Annotated in this window: 18 protein-coding genes; 10 read left to right on the forward strand and 8 right to left on the reverse strand. The window is 44.8% G+C overall.

Annotated features, from left to right (window positions below):
* Positions 1–213 precede the first annotated feature (213 nt).
* Both BLP33_RS26255 and BLP33_RS26260 read right to left on the reverse strand, forming a co-directional pair.
* Positions 214–771, reverse strand: a complete 558-nt coding sequence (locus BLP33_RS26255) for a DUF922 domain-containing protein (RefSeq protein ID WP_090534801.1) — start codon at positions 769–771, stop codon at positions 214–216.
* Between the two features lie 26 nt (positions 772–797).
* Positions 798–1,745 (reverse strand): SPFH domain-containing protein, encoded by a 948-nt coding sequence (locus tag BLP33_RS26260; protein ID WP_090534803.1) that lies wholly within the window; start codon positions 1,743–1,745, stop codon positions 798–800.
* 94 nt (positions 1,746–1,839) lie between these two features.
* On the opposite strand from BLP33_RS26260, the gene BLP33_RS26265 reads away from it, so the two are divergent.
* Positions 1,840–2,028 (forward strand): hypothetical protein, encoded by a 189-nt coding sequence (locus BLP33_RS26265; protein WP_090534854.1) that lies wholly within the window; start codon positions 1,840–1,842, stop codon positions 2,026–2,028.
* Positions 2,029–2,317: 289 nt separating this feature from the next.
* Here the strand turns inward: BLP33_RS26265 and BLP33_RS26270 are convergent, their stop codons facing one another.
* Both BLP33_RS26270 and BLP33_RS26275 read right to left on the reverse strand, forming a co-directional pair.
* Complete coding sequence (locus BLP33_RS26270) at positions 2,318–3,460, reverse strand: CapA family protein (RefSeq protein ID WP_090534804.1); 1,143 nt, start codon at positions 3,458–3,460, stop codon at positions 2,318–2,320.
* Between the two features lie 62 nt (positions 3,461–3,522).
* Entirely contained in the window at positions 3,523–4,128 is a 606-nt protein-coding gene (locus tag BLP33_RS26275; protein ID WP_090534806.1) for a C40 family peptidase, read from the reverse strand.
* Between the two features lie 467 nt (positions 4,129–4,595).
* On the opposite strand from BLP33_RS26275, the gene pdhA reads away from it, so the two are divergent.
* From pdhA to BLP33_RS26310, 7 genes are all read left to right on the forward strand, one after another.
* Positions 4,596–5,591, forward strand: a complete 996-nt coding sequence (pdhA, locus tag BLP33_RS26280) for a pyruvate dehydrogenase (acetyl-transferring) E1 component subunit alpha (protein WP_090534807.1) — start codon at positions 4,596–4,598, stop codon at positions 5,589–5,591.
* A gap of 139 nt (positions 5,592–5,730) precedes the next feature.
* Complete coding sequence (locus tag BLP33_RS26285; protein ID WP_090534809.1) at positions 5,731–7,386, forward strand: dihydrolipoamide acetyltransferase family protein; 1,656 nt, start codon at positions 5,731–5,733, stop codon at positions 7,384–7,386.
* 280 nt (positions 7,387–7,666) lie between these two features.
* A complete protein-coding gene (locus tag BLP33_RS26290) occupies positions 7,667–8,092 on the forward strand; it encodes a cytochrome B (protein ID WP_090534811.1) in 426 nt (141 codons plus the stop codon).
* Positions 8,093–8,340: 248 nt separating this feature from the next.
* Positions 8,341–9,750: an anthranilate synthase component I family protein gene (locus BLP33_RS26295; protein WP_090534812.1), complete on the forward strand. Its 1,410-nt coding sequence runs from the start codon at positions 8,341–8,343 to the stop codon at positions 9,748–9,750.
* A gap of 77 nt (positions 9,751–9,827) precedes the next feature.
* Positions 9,828–10,448, forward strand: coding sequence for an anthranilate synthase component II (locus BLP33_RS26300; RefSeq protein WP_090534814.1), 621 nt, complete (start codon positions 9,828–9,830; stop codon positions 10,446–10,448).
* A 395-nt stretch (positions 10,449–10,843) separates the two neighbouring features.
* Positions 10,844–11,626, forward strand: coding sequence for an indole-3-glycerol phosphate synthase TrpC (gene trpC, locus BLP33_RS26305; RefSeq protein ID WP_090534816.1), 783 nt, complete (start codon positions 10,844–10,846; stop codon positions 11,624–11,626).
* A gap of 348 nt (positions 11,627–11,974) precedes the next feature.
* Positions 11,975–17,353 carry an Ig-like domain-containing protein gene (locus tag BLP33_RS26310; protein ID WP_175490127.1) on the forward strand — a complete coding sequence of 1,793 codons (5,379 nt, stop codon included), beginning with the start codon at positions 11,975–11,977 and terminating at the stop codon, positions 17,351–17,353.
* A gap of 140 nt (positions 17,354–17,493) precedes the next feature.
* Here the strand turns inward: BLP33_RS26310 and BLP33_RS26315 are convergent, their stop codons facing one another.
* Positions 17,494–18,270 carry a GDSL-type esterase/lipase family protein gene (locus BLP33_RS26315; protein ID WP_090534819.1) on the reverse strand — a complete coding sequence of 259 codons (777 nt, stop codon included), beginning with the start codon at positions 18,268–18,270 and terminating at the stop codon, positions 17,494–17,496.
* A 31-nt stretch (positions 18,271–18,301) separates the two neighbouring features.
* Complete coding sequence (locus BLP33_RS26320) at positions 18,302–20,419, reverse strand: prolyl oligopeptidase family serine peptidase (RefSeq protein ID WP_090534821.1); 2,118 nt, start codon at positions 20,417–20,419, stop codon at positions 18,302–18,304.
* A 342-nt stretch (positions 20,420–20,761) separates the two neighbouring features.
* Here BLP33_RS26320 and BLP33_RS26325 point away from each other — a divergent pair, with 342 nt between their 5' ends.
* Complete coding sequence (locus tag BLP33_RS26325; RefSeq protein WP_090534823.1) at positions 20,762–21,517, forward strand: outer membrane beta-barrel protein; 756 nt, start codon at positions 20,762–20,764, stop codon at positions 21,515–21,517.
* 123 nt (positions 21,518–21,640) lie between these two features.
* Here BLP33_RS26325 and BLP33_RS26330 read toward each other — a convergent pair whose 3' ends face one another.
* Both BLP33_RS26330 and BLP33_RS26335 read right to left on the reverse strand, forming a co-directional pair.
* Positions 21,641–21,988: a hypothetical protein gene (locus tag BLP33_RS26330; RefSeq protein WP_090534825.1), complete on the reverse strand. Its 348-nt coding sequence runs from the start codon at positions 21,986–21,988 to the stop codon at positions 21,641–21,643.
* 11 nt (positions 21,989–21,999) lie between these two features.
* The gene (locus BLP33_RS26335; protein ID WP_090534827.1) at positions 22,000–22,242 is read right to left on the reverse strand and encodes a hypothetical protein; all 243 of its coding nucleotides are present in this window, start codon (positions 22,240–22,242) and stop codon (positions 22,000–22,002) included.
* 114 nt (positions 22,243–22,356) lie between these two features.
* On the opposite strand from BLP33_RS26335, the gene BLP33_RS26340 reads away from it, so the two are divergent.
* On the forward strand, positions 22,357–23,103 hold the full coding sequence (locus BLP33_RS26340; RefSeq protein ID WP_090534856.1) for a UDP-2,3-diacylglucosamine diphosphatase: 747 nt from the start codon (positions 22,357–22,359) through the stop codon (positions 23,101–23,103).
* The last annotated feature ends 313 nt before the right edge of the window (positions 23,104–23,416 follow it).

The raw sequence follows: 23,416 nt of genomic DNA on the forward strand, positions 1-23,416 counted from the left end.
CACCGGTCTGCCTTTCAAAAAAATAGAAATAAAACTATGAGAGCAAAAATACATAAAGTTTGCCTTTACGGGCAAACTACGTTCTGCCCTCAATCTCAAAAAAAACTCATTTTTATTGCTTTCGCTTAAATTGACGGCTATGCCCGGAAGGGAATCGCGCAATCCCTCGCTTTTACTCCTTAGGCAAAGGATGTTTGAGCATGCAAAAAAAAACTAACTCTCCGTATCCCCTGGCAAAAACTTAAGCTTCTGCTGAAAATACACGTCCCAGCTATGCTGTTGCTTGCGATCTGTCATGTGAGCCGTATCCTCATCATAATCGGCATTGAGCTGTTTGTACTTGGCGTCGATACGGTTAAAAATGGCCATGGCTTCGTAGTTGTAATTATTGCTGAAACGGGTATTGCTTACTATGCGTAGCAGCTCCTGCTGCTCTAAAAAGGCAATGGTGTAATGGCCCTGCTCATGTTTCAGTATTTCGCTGAGTTGCTGCGGCGTATTAACCCTGCTTTTATCAAGCCATGATTTATTGTTGTTAAGGATGAGCCTGATGTTAAAATTCAGCCGGTAACCCCTGCCTTCGCGCCGGGCCTGGTACCGGTAATCGATGGTGCAGTTGGTATAAGCTACAACGCCGCCGGCATTAGCCCGCGGCGTTCCCCAAAAATCATTGGCAGTTAGCTGGTGAAATGACTGTGCCGAAGCAGGCGCAATCATCATTAAAAAACACATGGCCGCAGGGCCTATCACTTTCACTATATTTCTTTTCATTTAAAAAAACTGGCGGTTTCAAACTTTTACTTTTTGACGTTGTCAGTATGTAAAAGGTTTAAGGCCATCATTTCTTTTAACGTATGTTGCATCTGATCGGTTGAGCCATCCAGGAAAATAACATTCCCTTTTGAGTTTTCGGAAAAGTGTTTGATGGATTCTGTCCACATGGTGAACAAAATCACCGAGGTATCCATGTTGGCTTCGGCCATTTCTTTAGCGGCTACAGTCATACCGCGGGCAACTTCCTCGCGGAACAGCGCAATGCCCTGGCCACGTAATTGAGCTGCCTCACGCTCGGCCTGGGCCGAAATTTTGATAGCGTTACCCTCGGCCTCGGCAGCTTTGGTTTTGGTGATGAGCAGGGCCTGGCCTTCGTTTTCGGCAGCGGCCTTCAGGTTGTTTGATGCCACCACCTGGCTCATTGATTTCATGATCACGTCATCAAAAGTAATATCGTTTAACTGGAGGTCCTGCAGGTGGTAGCCCCAGCCTTCCAGTATCACATCCAGTTGCTCTTTTACGTGTTCCACAATATCGCGGCGTAATATCAGTACCTCGCTCTGGCGTTTGGTAGCTACAAAAGCACGGATGGAGCCTTCAACCGTACGGATCAGGGCCTGCATCAGGTTACGCTCATCAACAAATTTAAAAGCTACGTTTTTGATGGTTTCTTCCTGCTGGTCAAGTACCGAGTACAGAAGCATGGCCTTAAAATACACATTGGCCTGATCATAAGTTACCGCCTGGAACTCCAGCTCAACTGAGCGGTTCTGGATAGAGATTTTGGAGTAAATGTTTTCGATAAAAGGGATCTTAAAATTAAGTCCCGGGGTTAGGATGCGGCGGTATTTGCCAAATACGGTGATAACTACTATAGTGCCCTGTTTTACAGACACAAACGAGGTGAAAATAGTAATAAGGATAACAACAAAAATGATGATTGTTATCAATGATCCAAATGATTCGGGCATGGTTTGGTTTATTATGTTTAAAATAAAAGTAGCATTAATTATTGGTGTGTTATTTGTTTTTTAAAAAATGCTTATAAAAAACAACACACCTGTTATGAACTTAAAACGAACTTTTGGAGCTATATTGAGCGTGCTTGGTATAGTTGGCCTTATTTATACCGGTGTAGCTATCATAAACCATAGCGCGCAAATAACCACCATGGTGGTAATAGGTATTATCTCATTAATATTTTTTACAACGGGTATCAGCCTGGTGCGGAATACTAAGGATGAAGCGGCTTAAATAGCGTGTTAGCCTGTATGGTAAATCGCATAATTTACTCACCCGGCCTGCGCTTTGCTGTACGATCACTCTTTTCCTTCGGGAAAAGAGTGTAGAAAAATAAAAATCCCTTCTTGAGAGGGGGGCGGAGAAGCGAGCGGGAGCGGGGGTATGTTTTTGCTACAAGTTTACCAAAGTAGCAACACACCCCTCCGCCCATCTCAAGAGGGGAATCGCACAATCCCGCGCTTTTTCTCTTAAGTTTAACAGCTATGTAGATTCCGGAGTCAATTCCTGCCCTGGTATCTATTTATAAATTCTCGCTCTGAATAGCCGGGTTAAGGCTGATCTCGCCCGTGTCGGATATAAGTAATCCCGCATTCGGGAAGTCGGCTTCTGTAAGTTCCCTGATCCGGATAGCAGCACGGTTAAGCGAATCAAGTTCAAGCCCTTTATCATGCGCTTGCCTTAGGGATATGATGCGCCCTTTCAAAAACTCTCCCTTTTTATTCAGGTTTACTTTTAGTAATGGCGCCAGACCGCAAACCCCCGCTACACTTACTGATTTATAAGTACAAAAGTTACCGAGACTGTAAGCGATCAGCCGGTTTTTATAAACCTCCATTGCCCGGCTCACGTGCGGGCCATTGCCCAATATAATATCCGCACCGGCATCAATAGCATTATGGGCAAAGGCATTTACATCGCCACGCTTTTCGCTGATGAATGATTCCATTGCAAAAGGAATATGTTCATAAGCTACGCCCTCGCCACCACCATGAAACGATACAATGAGAATATCACACTGCTGTTTCAGTTGGCTTATGATACGGGCTGCGTTCTTTAGGTCGAGAATAGGCAGGGTATTGGCATTGGGGGCAAAAGCGCAAAAGCCATATTTAACACCGTTACGTTCGAACACCGTGGAGGGGTGGCTAAGCAATCCGCCATAATTAATCCCTATGCTATCAAGCACGTGAGTGGTACTCATCCGGCCCGTATCGCCAAAATCGCCTATATGGTTATTGGCCAGGCTCAGCAAGTTAAAACCGGCGTTTTTAAAAACGCCTGCATAGGCTGTAGGCATCCTGAACAAGTAAGCTTTACTTCGTTGATGCAGTTTATAATGGGCGGGGTTCCCTCCGTCAAGCAAGCTGCCTTCAAGATTGCCAAAAGTTACGTCGGCGTTTCTTAGTTCGTTAGCTATTACATTAAAACTGTTTTTCGCACTGTCGGGTGGGAGGGTATAATTATTAGGGTACGATGTTCCGAGCATCATATCGCCAACAGCGGCAATGGATATGGATGAATCAGGCTGAACAACTGCTGTAGTTGTTGTAGTGGCAGTATCGGGTTTAGGTGCAGGGGCCAGGATTTGTTTTTTATTTGGCGGATGGTTACACGCTTGTAAAAACAGCGCCAGGCAGGCTGCCGTAAGCAATAAAAATTTCATTATAAAAAAAATCCCCTCACCGGGATGAAGGGACCAAATTAGTTTATTTATTTCAAAATCGTTTAGTTCTTGCTTTCGTCTACGTCGTCGCCCATATCGTTGTTACCCGTCGATGCCGAACCTTTAAACTCATCCTTAAATGAAGCTAACAACCTGCCGCCTTTATAAAAGAAACGGCTGTAGTAAGCATCGTCAAGGCTACTGATGGCTACACCCCTTGACGAGGCATGAGCAAATTTATTATTACCCAGGTAAATACCTACATGCGAAATGCTGCGGCTGTGGATCTTAAAGAAAACCAAATCGCCTTCTTTTAACTCATCCTTACCAACAGGGTTAACCATGCTGAAAATATCGCGTGAGTTACGTTTAATATCGAGGTTAAAAACTTCGCTGTACAATTCTTTGGTGAAGGCTGAGCAGTCAATGCCTCTTCTTGAGCTTCCGCCAAAATGGTAAGGGGTACCAATCCAATCGTAAACAAAGTGAAAGAGTTTCATGTTTGAGGTAGCAGATAAAGCAACTCCCATAATTTGGGAAAAGTATGCTTTACCTAAACTTTCCTGGTCGTCTTTGTTATCATCACTGGTGCTTTGAGCACTTTTGGTTTGAGCTTGTGAAGCTACGACGCTGAAAAGTAAGGCAATAGCCAGGGCAAATTTCTTCATTTAATCAGTTTGTTTGTTGAGTTAGGACAACAAATTGTTTATTAAATCAGACACTATGTCTATCGTGCTCTACAAAACTATTTATATTTTTTAAAATTGCAAATAAATGCAGCTTATTTTTCAAAAAATATAAAAAAGTGCTTTTTATTACACATCCTTTTAATAAACAGGCTTTTGTACGTGTATTAATGTAATTTGGTTGTAATTATTTAAAGGCTTTTTTTAGTCTTTTGCGAAAAACAACCCTTCTAAAACTTCGTAAAACGATAATTTATTGCGCCGTGGTGTGTTTTTTTAAGTTCTATTTTAACCTGCCGGACTATGCCAAACTCATAAACAGCCAGTTTGTTGTGTTTAAACACACTTTAAGGCCACCAAATAAAATTTTGCAACAATTTGCTTGAGGTTTCGATATTTTGCAGGATATAATTAGATTTGCGCTTTACTCCAAAAAGGTTGTTTAATACATGAGTTCAATCGAAATAAACAAGGACACCTACCTGATGTGGTACGAACAGATGCTATTGATGCGCAGGTTCGAAGAAAAAACAGGACAGTTATACGGACAACAAAAGATCAGGGGCTTTTGCCACTTATATATTGGGCAGGAGGCTGTTTTGGCCGGAGCCATGTCTGTAATTAAACCTGAAGACAGTATGATCACCGCATATCGTGATCATGCTCATGCACTTGCTAAAGGTGTAACTCCAAACGCCATTATGGCCGAAATGTATGGTAAAGCTACCGGATGCTCAAAAGGCAAAGGTGGTTCTATGCACATGTTTGATAAAGAAAAACATTTTTATGGTGGTCACGGCATTGTGGGCGGCCAGGTACCACTGGGTGCCGGGATTGCTTTTGCCGAAAAATATAAAGGTACCGAGTTTGTGAACATTGCCTATATGGGTGATGGTGCCGTACGCCAGGGCGCACTTACCGAAACCTTTAATATGGCTGCGCTTTGGAAACTGCCTGTAATTTTTGTTTGCGAAAACAATGGTTACGCCATGGGTACTTCTGTTGAGCGTACAACCGCGCAGACTGATATTTATAAATTAGGCCTGCCTTATGGAATCCCTTCATCGCCGGTTGATGGTATGGACCCTGCTGCTGTACACGTAGCAATGGACGAAGCTGTTCAGCGCGCGCGCGCAGGCGAAGGTCCAACCTTCCTTGAAATGCGTACTTACCGCTATAAAGGGCACTCCATGTCCGATCCGCAAAAGTATCGTACTAAAGAGGAGTTGGAAAGCTATAAAGCGAAAGACCCTCTTGAGGCTACCAAACAAACTATCCTTGCCGAAAAATATGCTGATGAAGCATGGTTTGACGAAATGGACGCTAAGATCAAAGCTATTGTTGACGAAGCTGTGAAGTTTGCTGAAGAATCACCATGGCCGGATGCATCTGAATTATATACAGATGTTTACGTTCAAGAAGATTACCCTTACATAAGGGACTAAGTTTTAGGTCGAAAGTACTAAGTCGAAAGCCTATAGTCTTTGCGGTCAAAAAAAAAGACTTCAGGCTAAAAACTTCAGACTTTAAACTTCACGATAAGAACTAACTATATTTATACTGAATTTATAATACTATTAATATATGGCCGAAGTAGTAAAAATGCCTAAAATGAGCGATACCATGACCGAAGGGGTATTGGCGAAATGGCATAAAAAAGTTGGCGACAAGGTTAAATCGGGCGATGTACTGGCCGAGATTGAAACTGATAAAGCTACCATGGATTTTGAATCGTACCAGGATGGTACATTGCTGTATATCGGTATACAGGAAGGTGCTGCCGCCCCGGTTGATTCTGTAATTGCCATTTTAGGTAAAGAAGGTGAAGATTACAAGTCTTTACTTGACCAGGCTGGCAGTGGCGCTGCCGCAGAGCCTGCTAAGGAAGCGGCACCAGCTGCCGACAAAGCACCTGCCGCTACTCCGGCACCAGCCGCACCTAAGGTTGATTTATCAAGCATTCCGGCTACGGTGATTCGCATGCCATTGCTAAGCGATACCATGACCGAAGGTACCATCGAAAAATGGAACTTTAAAGTTGGCGATAAAGTAAAAGCTGATGATTCACTGGCTGATGTGGCAACCGATAAGGCTACCATGGAAGTTGTGGGTTACGAAGCCGGTACCTTGTTATATATAGGTGTTAAAGAAGGTGAAGCCGCTAAAGTAAATGATATCATTGCCATAGTAGGTAAAGAAGGTACCGACATCACTCCGTTATTACAGGATGGTGGTTCGGCCGCTGCCGCCGCTGAAGTTGCACCTGCTGCTGAAACTAAAGCGGAGGCGACTGCAACTGCTACTGCCACTGAAGCTTCTAACACTGATGACAGCCGCGTAAAAGCATCTCCGCTTGCGCGTAAAATAGCTAAAGATAAAGGTATCAACCTTAATGATGTAAAAGGCAGCGCTGAAGGCGGCCGTATCATCAAAAAGGATGTGGAAGAATATACACCGTCGGCTAAACCGGCTGCGGCTCCTGTTACTGAAGCTGCACCTGCTGCCGCTCCGGCTGCTGCTGCAAAAGCACCTATCGTATTGCCAACCTTTACAGGCGAAGAGAAATTCAGCGAAAGGCCGGTTACTCAAATGCGTAAAGCTATCAGCCGCCGCTTAAGCGAAAGCTTGTTTACTGCTCCGCATTTCTACGTAACCATGAGCATTGATATGGATCAGGCTATTGTGGCCCGTACCCGTATGAACGAGATCGCTCCGGTTAAAATTTCATTTAATGATTTTGTTGTTAAAGCCTGCGCTGTTGCCTTAAGGCAGCACTCTGCTATCAACTCGTCATTCTTAGGCGATAAGATCCGCACTAATGAGCATGTTCACATTGGCGTTGCCGTTGCTGTTGACGAAGGTTTATTGGTACCGGTTATCAAATTTGCCGATGGTAAATCATTAAGCCACATTTCGGTTGAAGTGAAAGAGTTTGCAGGCAAAGCAAAATCTAAAAAACTACAGCCAAACGAAATGGAAGGTTCCACTTTCACTATTTCAAACCTTGGTATGTTTGGCGTTGACGAGTTTACGGCCATCATTAACACACCAAACGCATGTATCCTTGCTGTAAGCGGTATTCAGGCTGTTCCGGTTGTTAAAAATGGTGCCGTAGTACCTGGCAACATCATGAAGGTTACCCTGAGCGCCGACCACCGCGTGGTTGACGGCGCTACAGCTGCCGCCTTCCTGCAAACATTAAAACAATTATTAGAAGAGCCGGTAAGGCTGCTGATATAATTTATTGATTTCGAATATCGGATTTTCGATTTCGGATTTTGAAAAGCGATGGGTTTAGGCTCATCGCTTTTTTTGTTTATATAAGAATAAACTGCCGCGGGCTTTCAGCCCGTGGTTGCGCAGGGGTTCAGCTTTCAGCTGAAGAAATGTAAGCTGAAAGCTTACATAGTGATTCACCACGGGCTGAAAGCCCGCGGCAGTTTATGTCTGCAAAAAATGACACGATGACCTAATGACTTCAATGACCTTTATATCGTATATTCACGGCAAATTTTGATGTATGACACTTTATAGCTTTTTTAAGGAATTCCATTCCGGTTTCAGGTACATTGTTATTGTACTGGTATTGCTGGCCCTTATACGCGCGTTTATGGGCTGGCTGGGTAAAAGACCATATGGCGAGGGCAACCGCAAGCTTAACCTGTTTGCCATGATCTCGGTACATACACAATTTTTGCTGGGCATCATATTATACTTTTTAAGTTCGAATGTGCAATTCACTAAAGAAACCATGAAAAATCCTATCACGCGTTACTGGACTGTTGAGCACTGGGTTATCATGCTTATTGCCATAGCATTAATCACTATCGGGCACAGTAAATCAAAGAAAGCAGCACTGCCCGAAGGTAAGCATAAAGCCATTGCTATCTTCTATTTAATAGGGGTTGTACTTATTTCGGTAGGTATTATGCTTATTCCACAGTAATTCTACGTAGCTAATAGGATTTAGCAAATAAATAATTTCACAAAAAATTTGACAATTCAAATTTCTTTATAAATTTGTGACCGCGATGATTAAAAACACACATAAAAACAGCTGGTGGCACCAATTAAATTGGCAGCCGGCTTGCGCTTTTTGATCAGAGACAACCTAATCAATTGTGAACCTAAATAGGAAACCCGGCGACCCCAATTCGCCGGGTTTTTTTGTTTTAAGATATTTGAAAAATAAACATGAGCACATTTAAAATTACTACTACTTATAAAAAACTGCTGGCCGACACCACCACACCGGTGAGCATTTACCTTCGCCTGCGCGATGTATTCCCTAACTCACTGCTACTGGAAAGCTCGGATTATCACAGCCGCGAAAACAGCACCAGCTACATTTGCTGCGAACCGCTCAGCGGCATCGTGCTCAATAACGGTATCCTAAAAAAACAATACCCCGATGGCAGCCAGGAAGTACATGAGGCTGGTACGTTTGATTTGATCGAGCAGCTTAATAGTTTTACCGGCAGCTTTGAAACCGACTCGCTGCCGCTAAAAATGATCACCAATGGTTTGTTTGGTTACTTTACCCACGAGGCCGTTGAACATTATGAAACCATCAAACTAAAGCAAAGCGATGATGATACACGCCAGATCCCGGTGATGCAGTACCATATTTACAGGTACATCATCGCTATCGACCACTTTAAAAACGAGCTCTACATATTTCACAACCAGCCCGAAGGTGCACCAACCAATGGCGGTATCGAAAAACTGGAATACCTCATCAAAAACAAAAACTTCCCCGAGTATAGCTTTAAAAGCAATGGCGATGAAAAATCGAACCTTACCGGCGATGAGTTCATTGCCATAGTGGAGAAAATGAAGCAGCACATTTATCGGGGCGATGTTTTCCAGATAGTGCCTTCAAGGGCTTTCTCCCGTACTTTCCTGGGCGATGAGTTTAACGTTTACCGCGCCCTGCGTTCTATCAACCCATCACCATACCTCTTCTATTTTGATTTTGGCGATTTCAGGATCTTTGGCTCATCGCCCGAAGCGCAGATCACCATAAAAAATAATGTGGCCAACATATTCCCGATAGCCGGAACATTTAAACGCAGCGGTGATGATGAGCGCGATGCCGAGCTGGCCCGCAACCTCGAGAATGACCCCAAAGAATCGGCAGAACACGTGATGCTGGTTGACCTGGCCCGTAACGACCTGAGCCGTCACTGCGAAAATGTAACCGTGAAGGCATTTAAAGAGGTTCAGTACTACTCGCACCTGATCCATTTGGTATCACACGTAAGCGGAAAACTGAAGCCCGGTGTATCGGCCTTTAAAGTTGTAGCTGATACTTACCCGGCGGGCACGCTGAGCGGCGCTCCAAAATACCGTGCCATGGAGATCATCGATGAAAACGAAAACATTAAACGCAGCTTTTACAGTGGTGCGATAGGTTTTCTGGGTTTTAACGGAGATTTTAACCATGCCATCATGATCCGTTCGTTTTTAAGCAAAAATAACACCCTGCATTATCAGGCAGGTGCCGGCATCGTGGCTGGTTCGATCCCCGAAAGTGAATTACGGGAGGTTGATACCAAGATCTCGGCTTTGAGAAGGGCTTTTGAACTGGCGGAGGAGCTGTAAGTAACGCCCCCTAACCCCCTAAAGGGGGAATTATAGCGGATAATTTAAATTTGATAGTTTTTAAGACATATAATACAATGAATGAAAATATAAATACTCCTTCAAGCACCCCCTTTAGGGGGCGGGGGGGGCGCATCCTGATAATCGATAATTACGATTCCTTTACCTATAACCTGGTGCATTTGGTTAACGAGCTTGGTCTGGAATGTGAGGTTTGGAGAAATGATCAGTTTGCCATTGAGGATGTGGAGGCTTTTGATAAGATCATCCTATCGCCGGGGCCGGGCATCCCTTCGGAGGCTGGTTTGCTGCTGGATGTAATAGCAAAGTATGCACCCACCAAAAGCATATTTGGGGTATGTCTTGGTCAGCAGGCTATTGCCGAAGCATTTGGCGGGAGCCTGTACAATCTTAACCAGCCTATGCATGGTATCGCGACGCCGATAAAGGTGACAGATGGCGATGAAAAACTATTTGCCGGTTTGCCCGAAAGCTTTAAAGTTGGGCGTTACCACTCATGGGTAGTGAGCGGGAATGACCTGCCCGATTCATTGCAGGTTACCGCTATTGATGAAGCCGATAATTCTATCATGGCGCTTAAGCATAAACAATACGATGTAAGGGGCGTACAATTTCACCCCGAATCAATCCTCACCGATTATGGTAAGGAAATGATGCAAAACTGGCTTAAGGCTTAGTTTTATGAAATAATGATAACTTTGAAAAATTGATATAACGTCCCCGCAGGGTCTCTCGCGGAGAGCAGGACACTTAGCGGTGCGCGGTGGCCGCGTTAGGGATTGCAGTGAAAAGCCCACAGCGCGGGTTGGGATTGGGGGCAGGAAAAGCGAGGACTTGTAACAAAAAGCCCGGGCCGCAGGCAACGCACATGTTATAAAATTGATTGAAAAATACACTTATTAACCAATAGCTTACAACTATGTCATTATAAGGAAGAGAGCAATTAGCCCCTCTAAATCTCCTACGGAAAGGAAGATTTAAAAAGCACTTAAAATCCTCTCCTCTGGACGGGGTTGGGTAAGACTAATTGCTTCGCGCCTCGCAATGACATAAATATTAGTGCTTCGATACTATGACGATACTTGATAAAATAGTTGCCAACAAAAAAAGAGAAGTTGCTTCGGCAAAAAAACGTACATCATATACCGTACTTGAAGAATCGGATCATTTTCACCGTGAAACCTATTCATTCAAAGAATTTCTGCTCGATCCGTCACGTACCGGTATCATAGCCGAGTTTAAGCGTAAATCGCCTTCAAAAGGTATTATTAACGACAAGGTGCGGGTTAGCGCCGTTACAACAGATTATGCCGCTGCCGGCGCTTCGGCACTTTCGGTTTTAACCGACCGTAACTTCTTCATGGGCCGGAAAGCCGATCTGGTGAAAGCGCGTTCGGTAAATAGCATCCCTGTATTGCGCAAGGATTTTATGATAGATGAGTACCAGGTGATAGAGGCCAAGTCATTAGGCGCCGATATTATCCTGCTCATAGCCGCTATACTTACACCTGCCGAAATTGATACCCTGGCCAAACTTGCCAAAAGTATAGGCCTTAACGTATTGCTTGAGGTACATAACCTCGAAGAACTGGAACGCAGCATTAACCCTAACCTGGATGCCATTGGCGTAAATAACCGCAACCTGGCCGATTTTACCGTGTCGGTTGAAACATCTTACAAATTGGCTAAACATATCCCCGCCGAGTTTATGAAGATTTCGGAAAGCGCCATCAGCGATCCCGAAACCATCAGGCACCTTAAACTGGAAGGTTTCAATGGTTTTCTAATTGGCGAAACTTTCATGAAACAACAGGATCCTGGACAGGCAATGCGTGATTTTGTGGCTTTGTTATAAGTCAATCCGGATCTTTAAAATACTATTATATCGCTGCCGGGGGGTGAATGATTACCGGCAGATCCTGTAATTGTACGAGGTACACTATCGTGCCTCTTTTATACCTGGTTATTTTCCTAGCCGGGTATTTTTTTAATCTATAAAAGAAATAATTTCATCAGGGTTTCATTGTGCATTTTGTTGACGTTTTATCAAACCTATTTTTAGTATTTTACGTAAAAAGGCGCACATCATTGCCGGATTGGTATAGCATAACAGTATTGTTTGCCAATCTTAAAACTGTGCTCAATAAGGGGAGTTGTTAAAATGAGCCGCTTGCAGCCACATTTATTGAGTATAAAGAGACTTATGAAGAACATTAATAAGCCGTTGCTTGTACTATTCCTGTTGGTTATTTGGTCGTTAGCAGGGTATAGTCAAGTTTGTACATTGAATGTAACCATATCCTCAACAGCCAATACGATATGTTCGGGAAAGAATGTAACGTTAACCGCTAACCTATCGGGCGGTACAGGCCCATTTACCTACATCTGGAACACCGGTGAAAATACGCCATCTATTGATGTAAACAAAGCCGGAACGTATACGGTAACGGTTAGTGATAAAACCCCGGGCTGCCAGCCAAAGGTTGCCAATATTCCGATTACCGCTGTAGCTTCTCCAAATCCGCCTACGGTAGCCAATCCGGTTGTTTGCCCCAATACTTCGGCAACTTTAACAGCAACGGCTCCCGGAGGAACTTACCAGTGGTACGATGCTGATGGCAATTTCCTGTTTACTGGTAACCCATATAAGACAGACCCGATTACCCAGCGTACCATTTTTTATGTGGAAACAACAGTAGGCAGCTGTACCAGTACACGGAGCTCGGTTGTTGTTAATGTAACAGGCCGGCCAGGCATCCAGGCAGATCCGGTGTGTTATGGTACCCCTGCAACGTTAATAGCGTCGGGTGCCGACAGTTATGCCTGGTATTCAAATTCCTCGGGAACAGGAACACCATTGAGCAACGATGCAACCTATACAACGCCCCCATTATTTGCAAATACCACTTATTATCTTTTTACAGTAATTAAAGATTGTGCCAGCTCTGGTATCCCTGTAGTTGCCCGGATTAATGCGCCGCCAGCCGTTCCTGTACTTCCTGCAGGTGGCTACAGCACTTGTTCCGGATCGGCTATTACGCTGCATGCTGATGCCTCGGGGGTAGCCGAGTGGTTTGATGTACCTTCAGGAGGCACGCCGTTAATTTCAAGCCCGGATTATACAACCCCGGTGCTTACCTCTGCGGTTACTTATTATGTGCAAACACGGGTAGGCGATTGCACAAGCGACCGTATCGCGGTGCCGGTATCTGTAACGCCAATACCGGCCGCGCCACCTTCGCAATCACCGTCTGCCTGCTATGGCACCGGTATTACCTTAACTGCCGATCCATCGCCCACCGGCACGTATAACTGGTATACAGCAGCCACAGGTGGCAGTTCGGTTGGTACTGGCAATACTTTTCAAACCCCGGCTTTAACCAGTAATAAAACTTATTATGTTGAGCATACCACCGGCGGTTGCACAAGCGAGCGTACCCCGATAACAATTACTGTTACCCCTGCCCCGGATGCACCGGTGGTGCCCGACGGGCCGGTAATTTGCAATGGGGAAACAGCCTCTTTAACAGCAACGTCGGCACAAGGCGGAAGTTTTCAATGGTTTACCGCGGCCACCGGAGGTACCTCTATATTTTCGGGCGATACGTTTATAACTCCCGCTTTAACAGCCACTACAACTTATTATGTTCAAACAACGGTAGGGACATGTATCAGCGACAGATCGGCAATTACCGTAACCGTACTTGATCCGATCCCGGCCCCCGCTGTGCAACCAGTCCCGGCAATATGTGCCGGTACAGCGGCTACACTTACAGCAACAGGCTCGCCCGATGACTATGAATGGTATGACCAGGCCACCGGCGGCAACCTGTTAATAACCGGCAACACCTATGTTACGCCCGAGCTAACTGCAAATACCACTTATTATGTACAAAGTACAGCCAACCGCTGTAGCAGCCAGCGTACCCCGGTAACCATACAGGTTACCCCACTGCCTGCCGCTCCAACGGTTAACGGTACTGCAACGGTATGCCCCGGCGACCCTGCCAATTTAAGCGTTCCGGCTTCGGGCGCAACCATCCAATGGTATACTGGTGCTACAGGCGGTACACCGGTGCACACCGGCAACACTTATACTACCGACCCTTTGTTTGCACAAACAACTTTTTATGCCGAGGCCGTTAATGGCACATGTGTTAGTCCGCGTACCGCTTTCACGGTATCAATAACATCTATTATTGACCCCCAGTTTCGGTATCCTTCGGGCACGATATGTACATCGGGAAGTAATGTAAAGCCTGCTATTCTTAATCCGGCCGGAGGTACTTTTTCGTCAACACCCGGGCTGGTTTTTGTGAGTAACACCACAGGCGAGATCAATGTGGCGGCAAGTATTCCCGGAAAATACACCATTACTTTTACCTATGGGGGCTCATGCCCGGGAACGGCCAGCCAAAGCATCTCCATAGTAACAACACCGGATGCTACTTTTACATATAATACTCCCATCTGTAACGATGTAAAAAACCCGCTGCCGGTTTTCCAGCCGGGGGCAAGTGCCGGCGTTTTCAGCGAACCGACCGGTAATATCGTATTTAAGAATCTCGGCACCGGCGAGATTGACCTGGTGAGAAGCCGCGCCGGCGGGCCGTACACCATAACCAATACTATAGCGGCGAGCAGCGGCTGTCCGCAAAGTATTGCTACCAACCAGATAACTATTTACAATAGGGTTATCGTTGATGCAGGCCCGGACCAGGTTAAAAAGCAGGGCGACCTTGTACAGTTGGCCGGAAGTTTTGGAGGGGGGGCTACATCAGTAAAATGGACAGGCGGCGCGGGGACGTTCTCCGACCCAACAAGTAAGGATGCTGTTTATACGCCGGCTACGGGAGAAAAAGTAGCGACACTAACTTTAACATCTAATGATCCTGCGGGACCTTGCGGTTCAAAATCAAGCACGGTTACCATAACTATAAACCCGGTGCCTGCCGCGCCAACGGCCCCTGGTAAATCTGTTTGTACAGGCAGTACAACCACCCTCGTAGCCACAGCGCCGGGCGGAACATACCGCTGGTATAGCGATGCTACCGGTGGAACACCTCTTAAGGTTGGCCCGATATTTACTACCCCGCCAATACTAAACGATATTACTTATTATGTTGCGACAACAGTGGGCGGTATTACCAGTGCGCGTACCCCTGTTTTGGTTAAGGCGATACCCCCTCCGGCAGCACCTACGGTTGGCACCGATAACACAGCAACGGTTTGTGAAGGCCAATCTGCTATACTTACCGCAAGCGGCTCAACGGGCACCTACACTTGGTACAATGTGCCCGTCGGAGGCACCCCTGTACACCAGGGAAACCCTTTTCCTACAGCTCCGTTAACCATCAACAGAACTTATTATGTGGAGACTAAGGTTAATAACTGTATTAGTGAACGCACTAAAGTTGATGTAAAAGTTACGCCCGCCCCACAGGTAATAAGCAGCGCCACAGGCGATCCGATATGCAGCGGTACCGCGCTAAATTACGCGATCACCGCCGACCAGCCCGGTACCACTTTCTCATGGGACCGCCCCGCGGTTGCCGGCATCAGTAACCCCCCGGTAACGGGCCAAACATCAAGCTCAATTACCGAAACACTGTTAAATAACGATGCAAACGGTGCAGCTGTTGACGTGGCATATAAAATAACACCATATTTAAACGGTTGCCCCGGGCCTGTGTTTACATACACAGTAAAGGTAAATGCCACCCCTGTGGTTAAAAGTGCTCCCCCCGGCCCGGTTTGTAATGGTACAAGCACCAATTATGAAGTTAAATTTAACACCCAGGTTACAAGCTTTACATGGGGCAGGGAGGCCGTTCCGGGTATCAGTAATGCTGCTGTAGCGGGCCAGGCGTCACCTACCATAAAAGAGGTGCTTTATAATACCACCACTGATCCTATTGATGTTATTTACGTGTTTAATTTTAAAACAAATGATTGTCCGGGAATCCCGTATCCGCTTAAGGTAAGGGTTAATCCGGGAGCGGTAATTACCAATCCACCACCTTCAGAGCCGAAATGTAACAACACACCACTGGGGCTTACTTTAACATCCAATATATCTACGGCTACTTTTTTATGGAGCAGGCCGGCTGTCACCGGCATCAGCAATGCCCCGGTTACCGATCAAACCGCCAATCCTATTAATGAAGCCCTGGTTAATACTACAACAAACCCTATCCAGGTTTCTTATACCATAACGCCTGTAGCATTTGGCTGTCCGGGCACTCCAGTTAAATATACGGTAACTGTAAGGCCCCAGACATTAAAAATAGATGGGCACAGCAACAGCCCCGTTTGCGAAGGCAACGATATTATACTGCAAACCCAGCCTATAGCAGGTGCAACATATTTGTGGACCGGTCCCAACAATTTTAGATTGGAAACTCAAAGCCCGAGCACAACCATTCCAAACGCCACAGCTGCTAACGCGGGTCCTTATAATTTGTATTTGATAATTAATAACTGCCCGGGCGAACCAAGTGATCCAGTAGACGTTAAAGTTAACCCGCTCCCAATTGTTGTTGCCGGCCCTTCTCATAACGTATGTGTTAATGATCCATTTATACAACTTGCCGGCGAGGTGATTAGCGTATATAGAACCGGTATCTGGAGTACCAGCGGCAGCGGCACTTTCTCTAAACAGGATGACCCGATAGGTAAATATTTTCCATCAACTGCAGATAAGAATGCTGGTTCCGTCACTTTAACCCTTACGTCAACAAGTCCTGATGGGTGTTCGGCCGTATCAAAAGATGTAACATTTAAGTTTGCACCGGATCCTGGTGCCGATGCAGGACCGCCAAGCATTGATAATGTTTGTAACCAAACCCCTATGGTGCCATTAAATGGTCGGCCGCTTTCAGGCACTACCGTTAAGTGGACGTCAGCATCGGGCTTAGGTAAATTTATCCCTTCGGATGATGTATACGCTCCAACCTTTCAGCCCGACCCAATAGATATTGCAAAAGGCTCGGTTAAATTGATACTTACCGCAACCCAGGCTGATAATTGTCATACGCCTACTGATGATATCACCATCAATTTTGTTCCGCCGCCAACAGTGCAGGCAGATGCAGCCGGCGATACAAGATATGTATTAAAAGGGCATACCATTACTTTAAACCCGGTAGTAGGCAGCGAAAACGTAACCTATGAATGGACACCGGCCACCGGTCTGGATAACCCCACAGCTAAAAACCCGGTAGTAACGGGCGATCAGGATATAATTTACAAACTTAAAATCACTGATAAATCAAACGGCTGTGTGAACGAAAGCCAGGTTGCAGTTAAGGTTTCGCCGGTAATAAACGTTAGCAACACCTTTACACCAAATGGTGATGGGGTAAATGACTATTGGGAAATTAAAGGCTTAGTAGCGTATGAAAACAGCACAGTTGATGTTTATAATCGTTACGGACAGTCTTTATTCCATTCTGTAGGATATCCTAAGCCCTGGGATGGCACTTACCAGGGAAAACCGCTGCCGTCCGGTACTTACTACTATATAGTAAATACAAAGATGAATAACATTGTTATTTCGGGCTATGTGGTGATTTTAAGGTGATTAGTGTGCCAGTAGGCTTATATAGCGCCTATTATTTAATTTACAGGAAGTAACTTAATGGTATTGAAAATCAATATGTTATTTCGGTTTTGCACATTCTGCTTTAGCTTTCATTTAAAAGATGCAAAGCAATAACTAATTTATTTAAAATAATGCTTTATTATTTTATTGATAGCCATCCCCCAAAAATGCCCTAAAGCTTCGGCCCCCTTTTTATTGGGGTGAAGATAAAAAGTACCTTGTTTACCATTCTCGGGGATGAGATCAGTTAAATGATTTTTTTCGAAGTAGGCGAATGCTTTGGTATCGCCCACAAAAACCTGTTTGGGGTTTGTTGAAGCGTATGCTTTTACAAGCGCATCTATCATCGGCACATAGCTTTGCAGCCTGTTTAACCCTTCCTGCAAATATTTTGCGCCGTTGTATGTATTGGGGCTGTACCATAACGGATGCTGGAAAATGATAACCGCTTTCGGAAAATCGGCTAAAAGTTTATCAGCTATGGTCTTTAAATTTTTTTGATAATCTTCAGGCGATACGGGAGCACCATGCGGCCCGTGTATAGCACTGTCATTTGTGCCAAGTTTTACCGAAAATATGAGTAATGCGTCCTTATTGGTAAAAGCGTTAGCCGCTTCTTCAACTTTGGCAAAAGTACCTGTGCCTGGCAAAAAATCGAGCGTGGTGTAGCCGCTATGGCCTTGGTTACTGAAACTTACTGTGTCCAGGTTCTTTTGTTTTTGCAGATAAGCCACTGCCGTGGCTGGCGGCGCTTCAGTTGCCGGATTGGCCAGCTGCACGCCCTGGGTTATGCTGTTGCCTATAAATACAATGTTTAAATTTGGTTTTTTATGCTGCGCGAATGTTATTGCCGAGGCAACGAATAACAGAACAACAGCTAACAGGTATTTTTTCATTTATAAATTGAGTATTGAAATTAAAAAATCGTTACCACTTTATCCCCATATTCCAGAACATGAAAGCCCATTTATCAACCTGGCCATTGATGAGCTGGGCTGTACTTTGTCCTGCTCCGTGACCGGCATTGGTTTCAATGCGGATAAGTGTTGGCGCAGTACCCTGCTGGTATTCCTGCAGGCGTGCCGCAAATTTAAAGGAATGGGCGGGTACTACACGGTCGTCATGATCGGCGGTAGTAACCATGGTAGCAGGGTAAATGCCCGGTTTAAGGGCATGGTACGGTGAATAGTTATACAGGTATTTAAACATTTGTTCCGAATCTTCGGCGGTGCCGTAATCATAGCTCCAGCCGGCCCCGGCAGTAAATTTATTATACCTCAGCATGTCCAGCACACCTACGGCAGGGAAGGCTACTTTAAACAGGTCGGGACGCTGGGTTAGCATAGCGCCGATAAGCAGGCCACCGTTTGAGCCGCCCGAAACGGCAAGGTAATCTTTGGAGGTATATTTGTTTTTGATAAGGTATTCGGCCGCGGCAATAAAATCATCAAACACATTTTGTTTTTTTAGCTTGATGCCTTTGCGGTGCCAGGTTTCGCCGTACTCGCCGCCGCCCCGCAGGTTAGGCACAGCATAAATACCTCCATGCTCAAGCAATATGATGTTTGATGTACTGAAAGCAGGGGTTAAGCTAACGCCAAAACCACCGTAAGCATACAGCAAAGTTGGGTTTTGCCCGTTAAGTACCGTCCCTTTTTTATAGGTGATGATCATTGGGATCTTTGTTTTATCCTTCGAGGTATAAAACACCTGTTTTGATTCATACTGTTCAGGATCAAACTTTGCCCCCGATTTTTTATAGACAGAGGAGGCGCCGGTTTCAATATCCAGCTTAAAAATAGTTGGCGGGTATATGTAATTGGTAAAAGTGTAATAGGTAACCTTCTCTTCTTTTTTTGTGCCGAAACCCGACGCAGAGCCTATTGACGGCAACTGGATAGTACGTTCAAGTTTGCCATCCATATTATATTGCTGGATCAGCGAGGTGGCATCCTGCAGGTATTCAGCAAAAATTTTACCTCCGCCGGTGGTGGCGCTTAATACGTTTTTAGTTTCGGGGATCAGGTTTTTCCAATGGGTAATGCCGGGTTCGGCAGCATCAACAGTAACTATTTTAAAATTGGGCGAGTAGATATTGGTGAGGATATAAAGCTTGCTCCCCACATTATCCAAAACGCTGTGCTGGTTATCAAAATTGTTCACAACGTTAATGATCTGGCTACCGGGTTTACTTAAATCCTGGATATAAAGCTCGTTGCCGGTTGTTGAAGTGGCGGCTGTGATCACCAAAAAGCGTTCATCCTCGGTAAGGTAAGCGCCTATGTAACGGCGAGGGGTTTTATCACCGCCGAAGATCAGCTTGTCGGTGCTTTGAGGTGTGCCCAGCTTATGGTAATAAAGTTTATGAAACTGTGTCATACCCGAAAGCTGGCTGCCTTCTGTCGGCTTATCATAGCTGCTATAATAAAAGCCATCGGTACCATGCCATGCCAGTCCGCTGAATTTTACATCTTTCAGGGTATCACCCACAACGCTTTTATCTTCGGTGTTAATAACGATGACCTTGCGCCAGTCCGAGCCTCCCTCAGAGATCTGGTAGGCTGCCAGCTCCCCGTTTTTGCTAAACTGGATGCCTTGTAAAGAGGTAGTACCATCGGCAGAGAATTTATTGGGATCAAGAAAAACTTCGGGGGCGCCGTTATCGCCTAATTGGCGGTACAATACATTTTGGCTTTGCAGCCCGTCGTTTTTATAAAAGTAAATGTATTTGCCTTCCTTAAAGGGAGCGCTATATTTTTCGTAATTCCATAAAAACTCCAGGCGCTTATGAATGTCGGCCCGGTAGGGGATCTGATCGAGATAGTTGAACGTTACCTTATTTTCTTCCTGTACCCAGGCTTTAGTGTCGTCGGCATGATCATGTTCAAGCCAGCGGTATGGATCGGGCACCTGTGTGCCAAAATAGGTGTCAACAACATCAACTTTTTTTGTTTTAGGGTATGGAAGTGTTTTTATAGTCATTTGTGCATGTGTATAGCTGCAAAGTAAAACAGCTAATGCAAATAAACAGAACGTTTTTGTCATGGTTGTTTAAATTACAGGCAACTAAAGATAGCCATTCAGGGTACATTACCGCAAGGCAATAACGGTTCAAAAGGTTAAAAGTTGTTAATTTTACACATGGTTGCTGTTTAATTGCCCGTGGCAGGCTATATTAGCGGCGTGAAAAAACTGTTGTAAAATATGGGCAAATTATTAAAAATTACCCCCTTTAACTTTTTGCAGTTGATAACCCGTGTGATTTTTAACCCGGAAGCGGAGCTTGTTATCACCGAAGTATCAATAATAATGCGTTTTTTTACACGTTTGCTTTGCGGTTAAGGATGCAGCGGCAACTAACGGTAATACAGTTACATAATAACAAACATGAAACAAACCCTTACTTTTTTTACAGCAGGCCTTTTAATGCTGCTTGCATTTACTTCAAAAGCTCAGGATACCAACGATAAAGATGACGAAACCAAAGTAAAACTTAAACCTTATGTAGGCTTAGGTATGGGTATTTCTTATCCGTTAAGCGATTTCCAAAAGGTGGATTATAAGAATAATAAATCGGGCTTTGCAAACAAGGGCGTCACCTTCCAGCTTGACGGAGCATATTACATCTACAGAAATTTTGGTATCGGTTACACTTTTTCATACCAGGACCAAAGCAATTTTTCATATGATGACGACCTGATATTATCGCAGGGCTATACAACCGATTTTAAAGCCGACCAGGGAACTGTAACTGCCGATAAACGTTACCGTAGCTTTAACCTGTTAGTAGGCCCGCAATATACCTTTGTATGGCGCAGCTTATCATTTGATGTAAGGGCATCGGCAGGTGCAATCAAAAGCCAAACATCACCACAGTTAACTATTAGTGTTACCGGTGTTGACGCGCAAACCGGCAGCATTACCCAGCAAAGCGCCAAAGGTTATGCCTTTGCTTATGGCGGCAGCGCGGCAATCAGGTTTGATATGGGTGCAGGTTGGGGATTATCGCTTAAAGGAAATTATGTTAAATCACAGGGATACGATGTAACCACAACCGGTCGTACGCTTAATGTGGGCCGTTTGGTAACCAAGCAGCCAATTACCGAAGGGCAGATTGTATTTGGTTTGTACAAAGCTTTTTAATTGAAGCTAAAGGCGGAATGCATAAAGATTAAGGCTAAAAAACCTTAATAAGATTATTCTCTTTTAAACAGGAAAAGCAGATCAACGATCTGCTTTTCCTGTTTAAAAGGCGCTGGTAGCTTGTTAGTTAACCGTGATCTGCTCTGGTTTGTCGGCTACGATTTCGGGCTGGCCTTTAAAAAACTCAAATGTGCCGGTTGCGCATACGTGTTTTCCTTTTATCGTAGACAGGTCGAGCTTTATTTTATTGCCCTTTACCGCTATGGTGTATTTTTGCCTTGGGTAAGCCGCGCCCAAGTTTAACAGGGTAAGCGTATCGCTCACCGCTTTGTACGAGTAAACAGTATCGCACAAAGTGCCTGTTTTGCCTATATTGGCCTTGAAATCAGTCATCGTGAAGCCTTTTGACTGTGCAGATGCCTTACCGGCAAAAACAACCATGATTAATGCCGGCAGTAATATTTTTTTCATTGCTTAATATATCAGTGCTTTGGCGATTGCTGGTCTTCGTCATTTTTATCCGGAGCAGGGGCATACCCATCTTCAAAATTTAAAGTAAATGCCGATTCGGATGCGCGACTGGCTGCATTTAACCCGGCAACATCCGGCTCGCTTTTATCAATTATTTCGTTACCGGTATCCTGGCCTTCGTTCTGTTCAAATTCGTTGCCGGGATCTTTGTCTTCCTGGGCATCGTCAAGATTTGGGTTTTCGGGGATTGCCATAATTTTAATGTTTAATGTATGCTGAATAACCACTAAGATACGGCGTTGTTTGCTGGTTATTGTGTAACAATCTTTATCTTTTCTGTTTGGCTGTTAAAACGTACTTTTGCCGATATGCCGGTTCGCGACAAACTCTATTTTGCTTCTGATGTTCATTTAGGCACAGGCACATATGCCTCAAGCCGCCAACGCGAAGATAAGATAACGCGCTGGCTCGACAGTATTAAGCATGATGCCGCCGAACTATTCCTGGTTGGCGATGTTTTCGACTTCTGGTTTGAATACAAAACCGTAGTGCCCAAAGGCTACATCCGTTTCCTTGGCAAACTTGCCGAACTTGCCGATGCCGGTGTAAAGCTTTACCTGTTTAAAGGCAACCACGATATGTGGATGTTTGATTATTTTGTAAATGAACTGGGCGCAACTATCATCAGCAATGAATTAAAAATTGAGCGCGGCGGAAAGAAATTTTTCATTCATCATGGCGATGGGCTTGGTCCGGGGGATAACTTTTATAAGTTTTTAAAAGGCTTTTTCAGGAGCCGGTTTTGTCAGTGGCTGTTTGCCCGCATTCACCCAAACCTTGGCGTGGGAATAGCCAATAAATGGAGCCGCCACAGCCGGGATACCAATGCAAAGAAAGAAAATCCAAAACCAGGCGAACAGGAATGGCTGGTAAATTTTTGCCGTGAAGAATTAAAGACCAATTTTTACGATTACCTTGTTTTTGGCCATCGCCATATTCCGCTCGATATTCAAATAACCCCTCAAAGCCGTTATATTAACCTTGGCGAATGGATTTCATACTTCTCTTATGCCGTTTTTGATGGCAAGGAACTGAAACTGGAATATTTTGTTTAGTTCATGGTTCATAGATCATGGTTCATGGTTTTTGATTGGACTAATTGATATTGATAGGGTGGCTTTGCTATGATCCATGAACTATGATCTATTAGCCGAGCTACCTATGTACATAAACCATTATCCATAGGCAGCAGCGCTCTATGATCCATGAACCATCATCTATGAACTAAGAAAAACAACTTACAATCCGCTGAATTAAAATATGCAGTAAAATGCGTACTTTTGTGCACTTTTTTGCAGCAAGCCTGTAAGCCGCCCGAAACGTTAAATCTTTCATAAGCCGGTTCAATATCAAACAGTTTTAGCTGCA

The organism is Mucilaginibacter sp. NFR10, assembly GCF_900100445.1.
GTDB lineage: Bacteria > Bacteroidota > Bacteroidia > Sphingobacteriales > Sphingobacteriaceae > Mucilaginibacter > Mucilaginibacter rubeus.

Bases quoted from the DNA above. Each gene is read 5' to 3' on its own strand.
- BLP33_RS26335 (WP_090534827.1), bottom strand. From the start codon at position 22,242: ATGGCAATCCCCGAAAACCCAAATCTTGACGATGCCCAGGAAGACAAA.
- BLP33_RS26295 (WP_090534812.1), top strand. From the start codon at position 8,341: ATGAGCACATTTAAAATTACTACTACTTATAAAAAACTGCTGGCCGAC.
- BLP33_RS26260 (WP_090534803.1), bottom strand. From the start codon at position 1,745: ATGCCCGAATCATTTGGATCATTGATAACAATCATCATTTTTGTTGTT.
- BLP33_RS26300 (WP_090534814.1), top strand. From the start codon at position 9,828: ATGAATGAAAATATAAATACTCCTTCAAGCACCCCCTTTAGGGGGCGG.
- BLP33_RS26325 (WP_090534823.1), top strand. From the start codon at position 20,762: ATGAAACAAACCCTTACTTTTTTTACAGCAGGCCTTTTAATGCTGCTT.
- BLP33_RS26315 (WP_090534819.1), bottom strand. From the start codon at position 18,270: ATGAAAAAATACCTGTTAGCTGTTGTTCTGTTATTCGTTGCCTCGGCA.
- BLP33_RS26275 (WP_090534806.1), bottom strand. From the start codon at position 4,128: ATGAAGAAATTTGCCCTGGCTATTGCCTTACTTTTCAGCGTCGTAGCT.
- BLP33_RS26290 (WP_090534811.1), top strand. From the start codon at position 7,667: ATGACACTTTATAGCTTTTTTAAGGAATTCCATTCCGGTTTCAGGTAC.
- BLP33_RS26310 (WP_175490127.1), top strand. From the start codon at position 11,975: ATGAAGAACATTAATAAGCCGTTGCTTGTACTATTCCTGTTGGTTATT.
- BLP33_RS26265 (WP_090534854.1), top strand. From the start codon at position 1,840: ATGAACTTAAAACGAACTTTTGGAGCTATATTGAGCGTGCTTGGTATA.
- BLP33_RS26255 (WP_090534801.1), bottom strand. From the start codon at position 771: ATGAAAAGAAATATAGTGAAAGTGATAGGCCCTGCGGCCATGTGTTTT.
- BLP33_RS26330 (WP_090534825.1), bottom strand. From the start codon at position 21,988: ATGAAAAAAATATTACTGCCGGCATTAATCATGGTTGTTTTTGCCGGT.
- BLP33_RS26270 (WP_090534804.1), bottom strand. From the start codon at position 3,460: ATGAAATTTTTATTGCTTACGGCAGCCTGCCTGGCGCTGTTTTTACAA.
- trpC (WP_090534816.1), top strand. From the start codon at position 10,844: ATGACGATACTTGATAAAATAGTTGCCAACAAAAAAAGAGAAGTTGCT.
- BLP33_RS26320 (WP_090534821.1), bottom strand. From the start codon at position 20,419: ATGACAAAAACGTTCTGTTTATTTGCATTAGCTGTTTTACTTTGCAGC.
- BLP33_RS26340 (WP_090534856.1), top strand. From the start codon at position 22,357: ATGCCGGTTCGCGACAAACTCTATTTTGCTTCTGATGTTCATTTAGGC.
- pdhA (WP_090534807.1), top strand. From the start codon at position 4,596: ATGAGTTCAATCGAAATAAACAAGGACACCTACCTGATGTGGTACGAA.
- BLP33_RS26285 (WP_090534809.1), top strand. From the start codon at position 5,731: ATGGCCGAAGTAGTAAAAATGCCTAAAATGAGCGATACCATGACCGAA.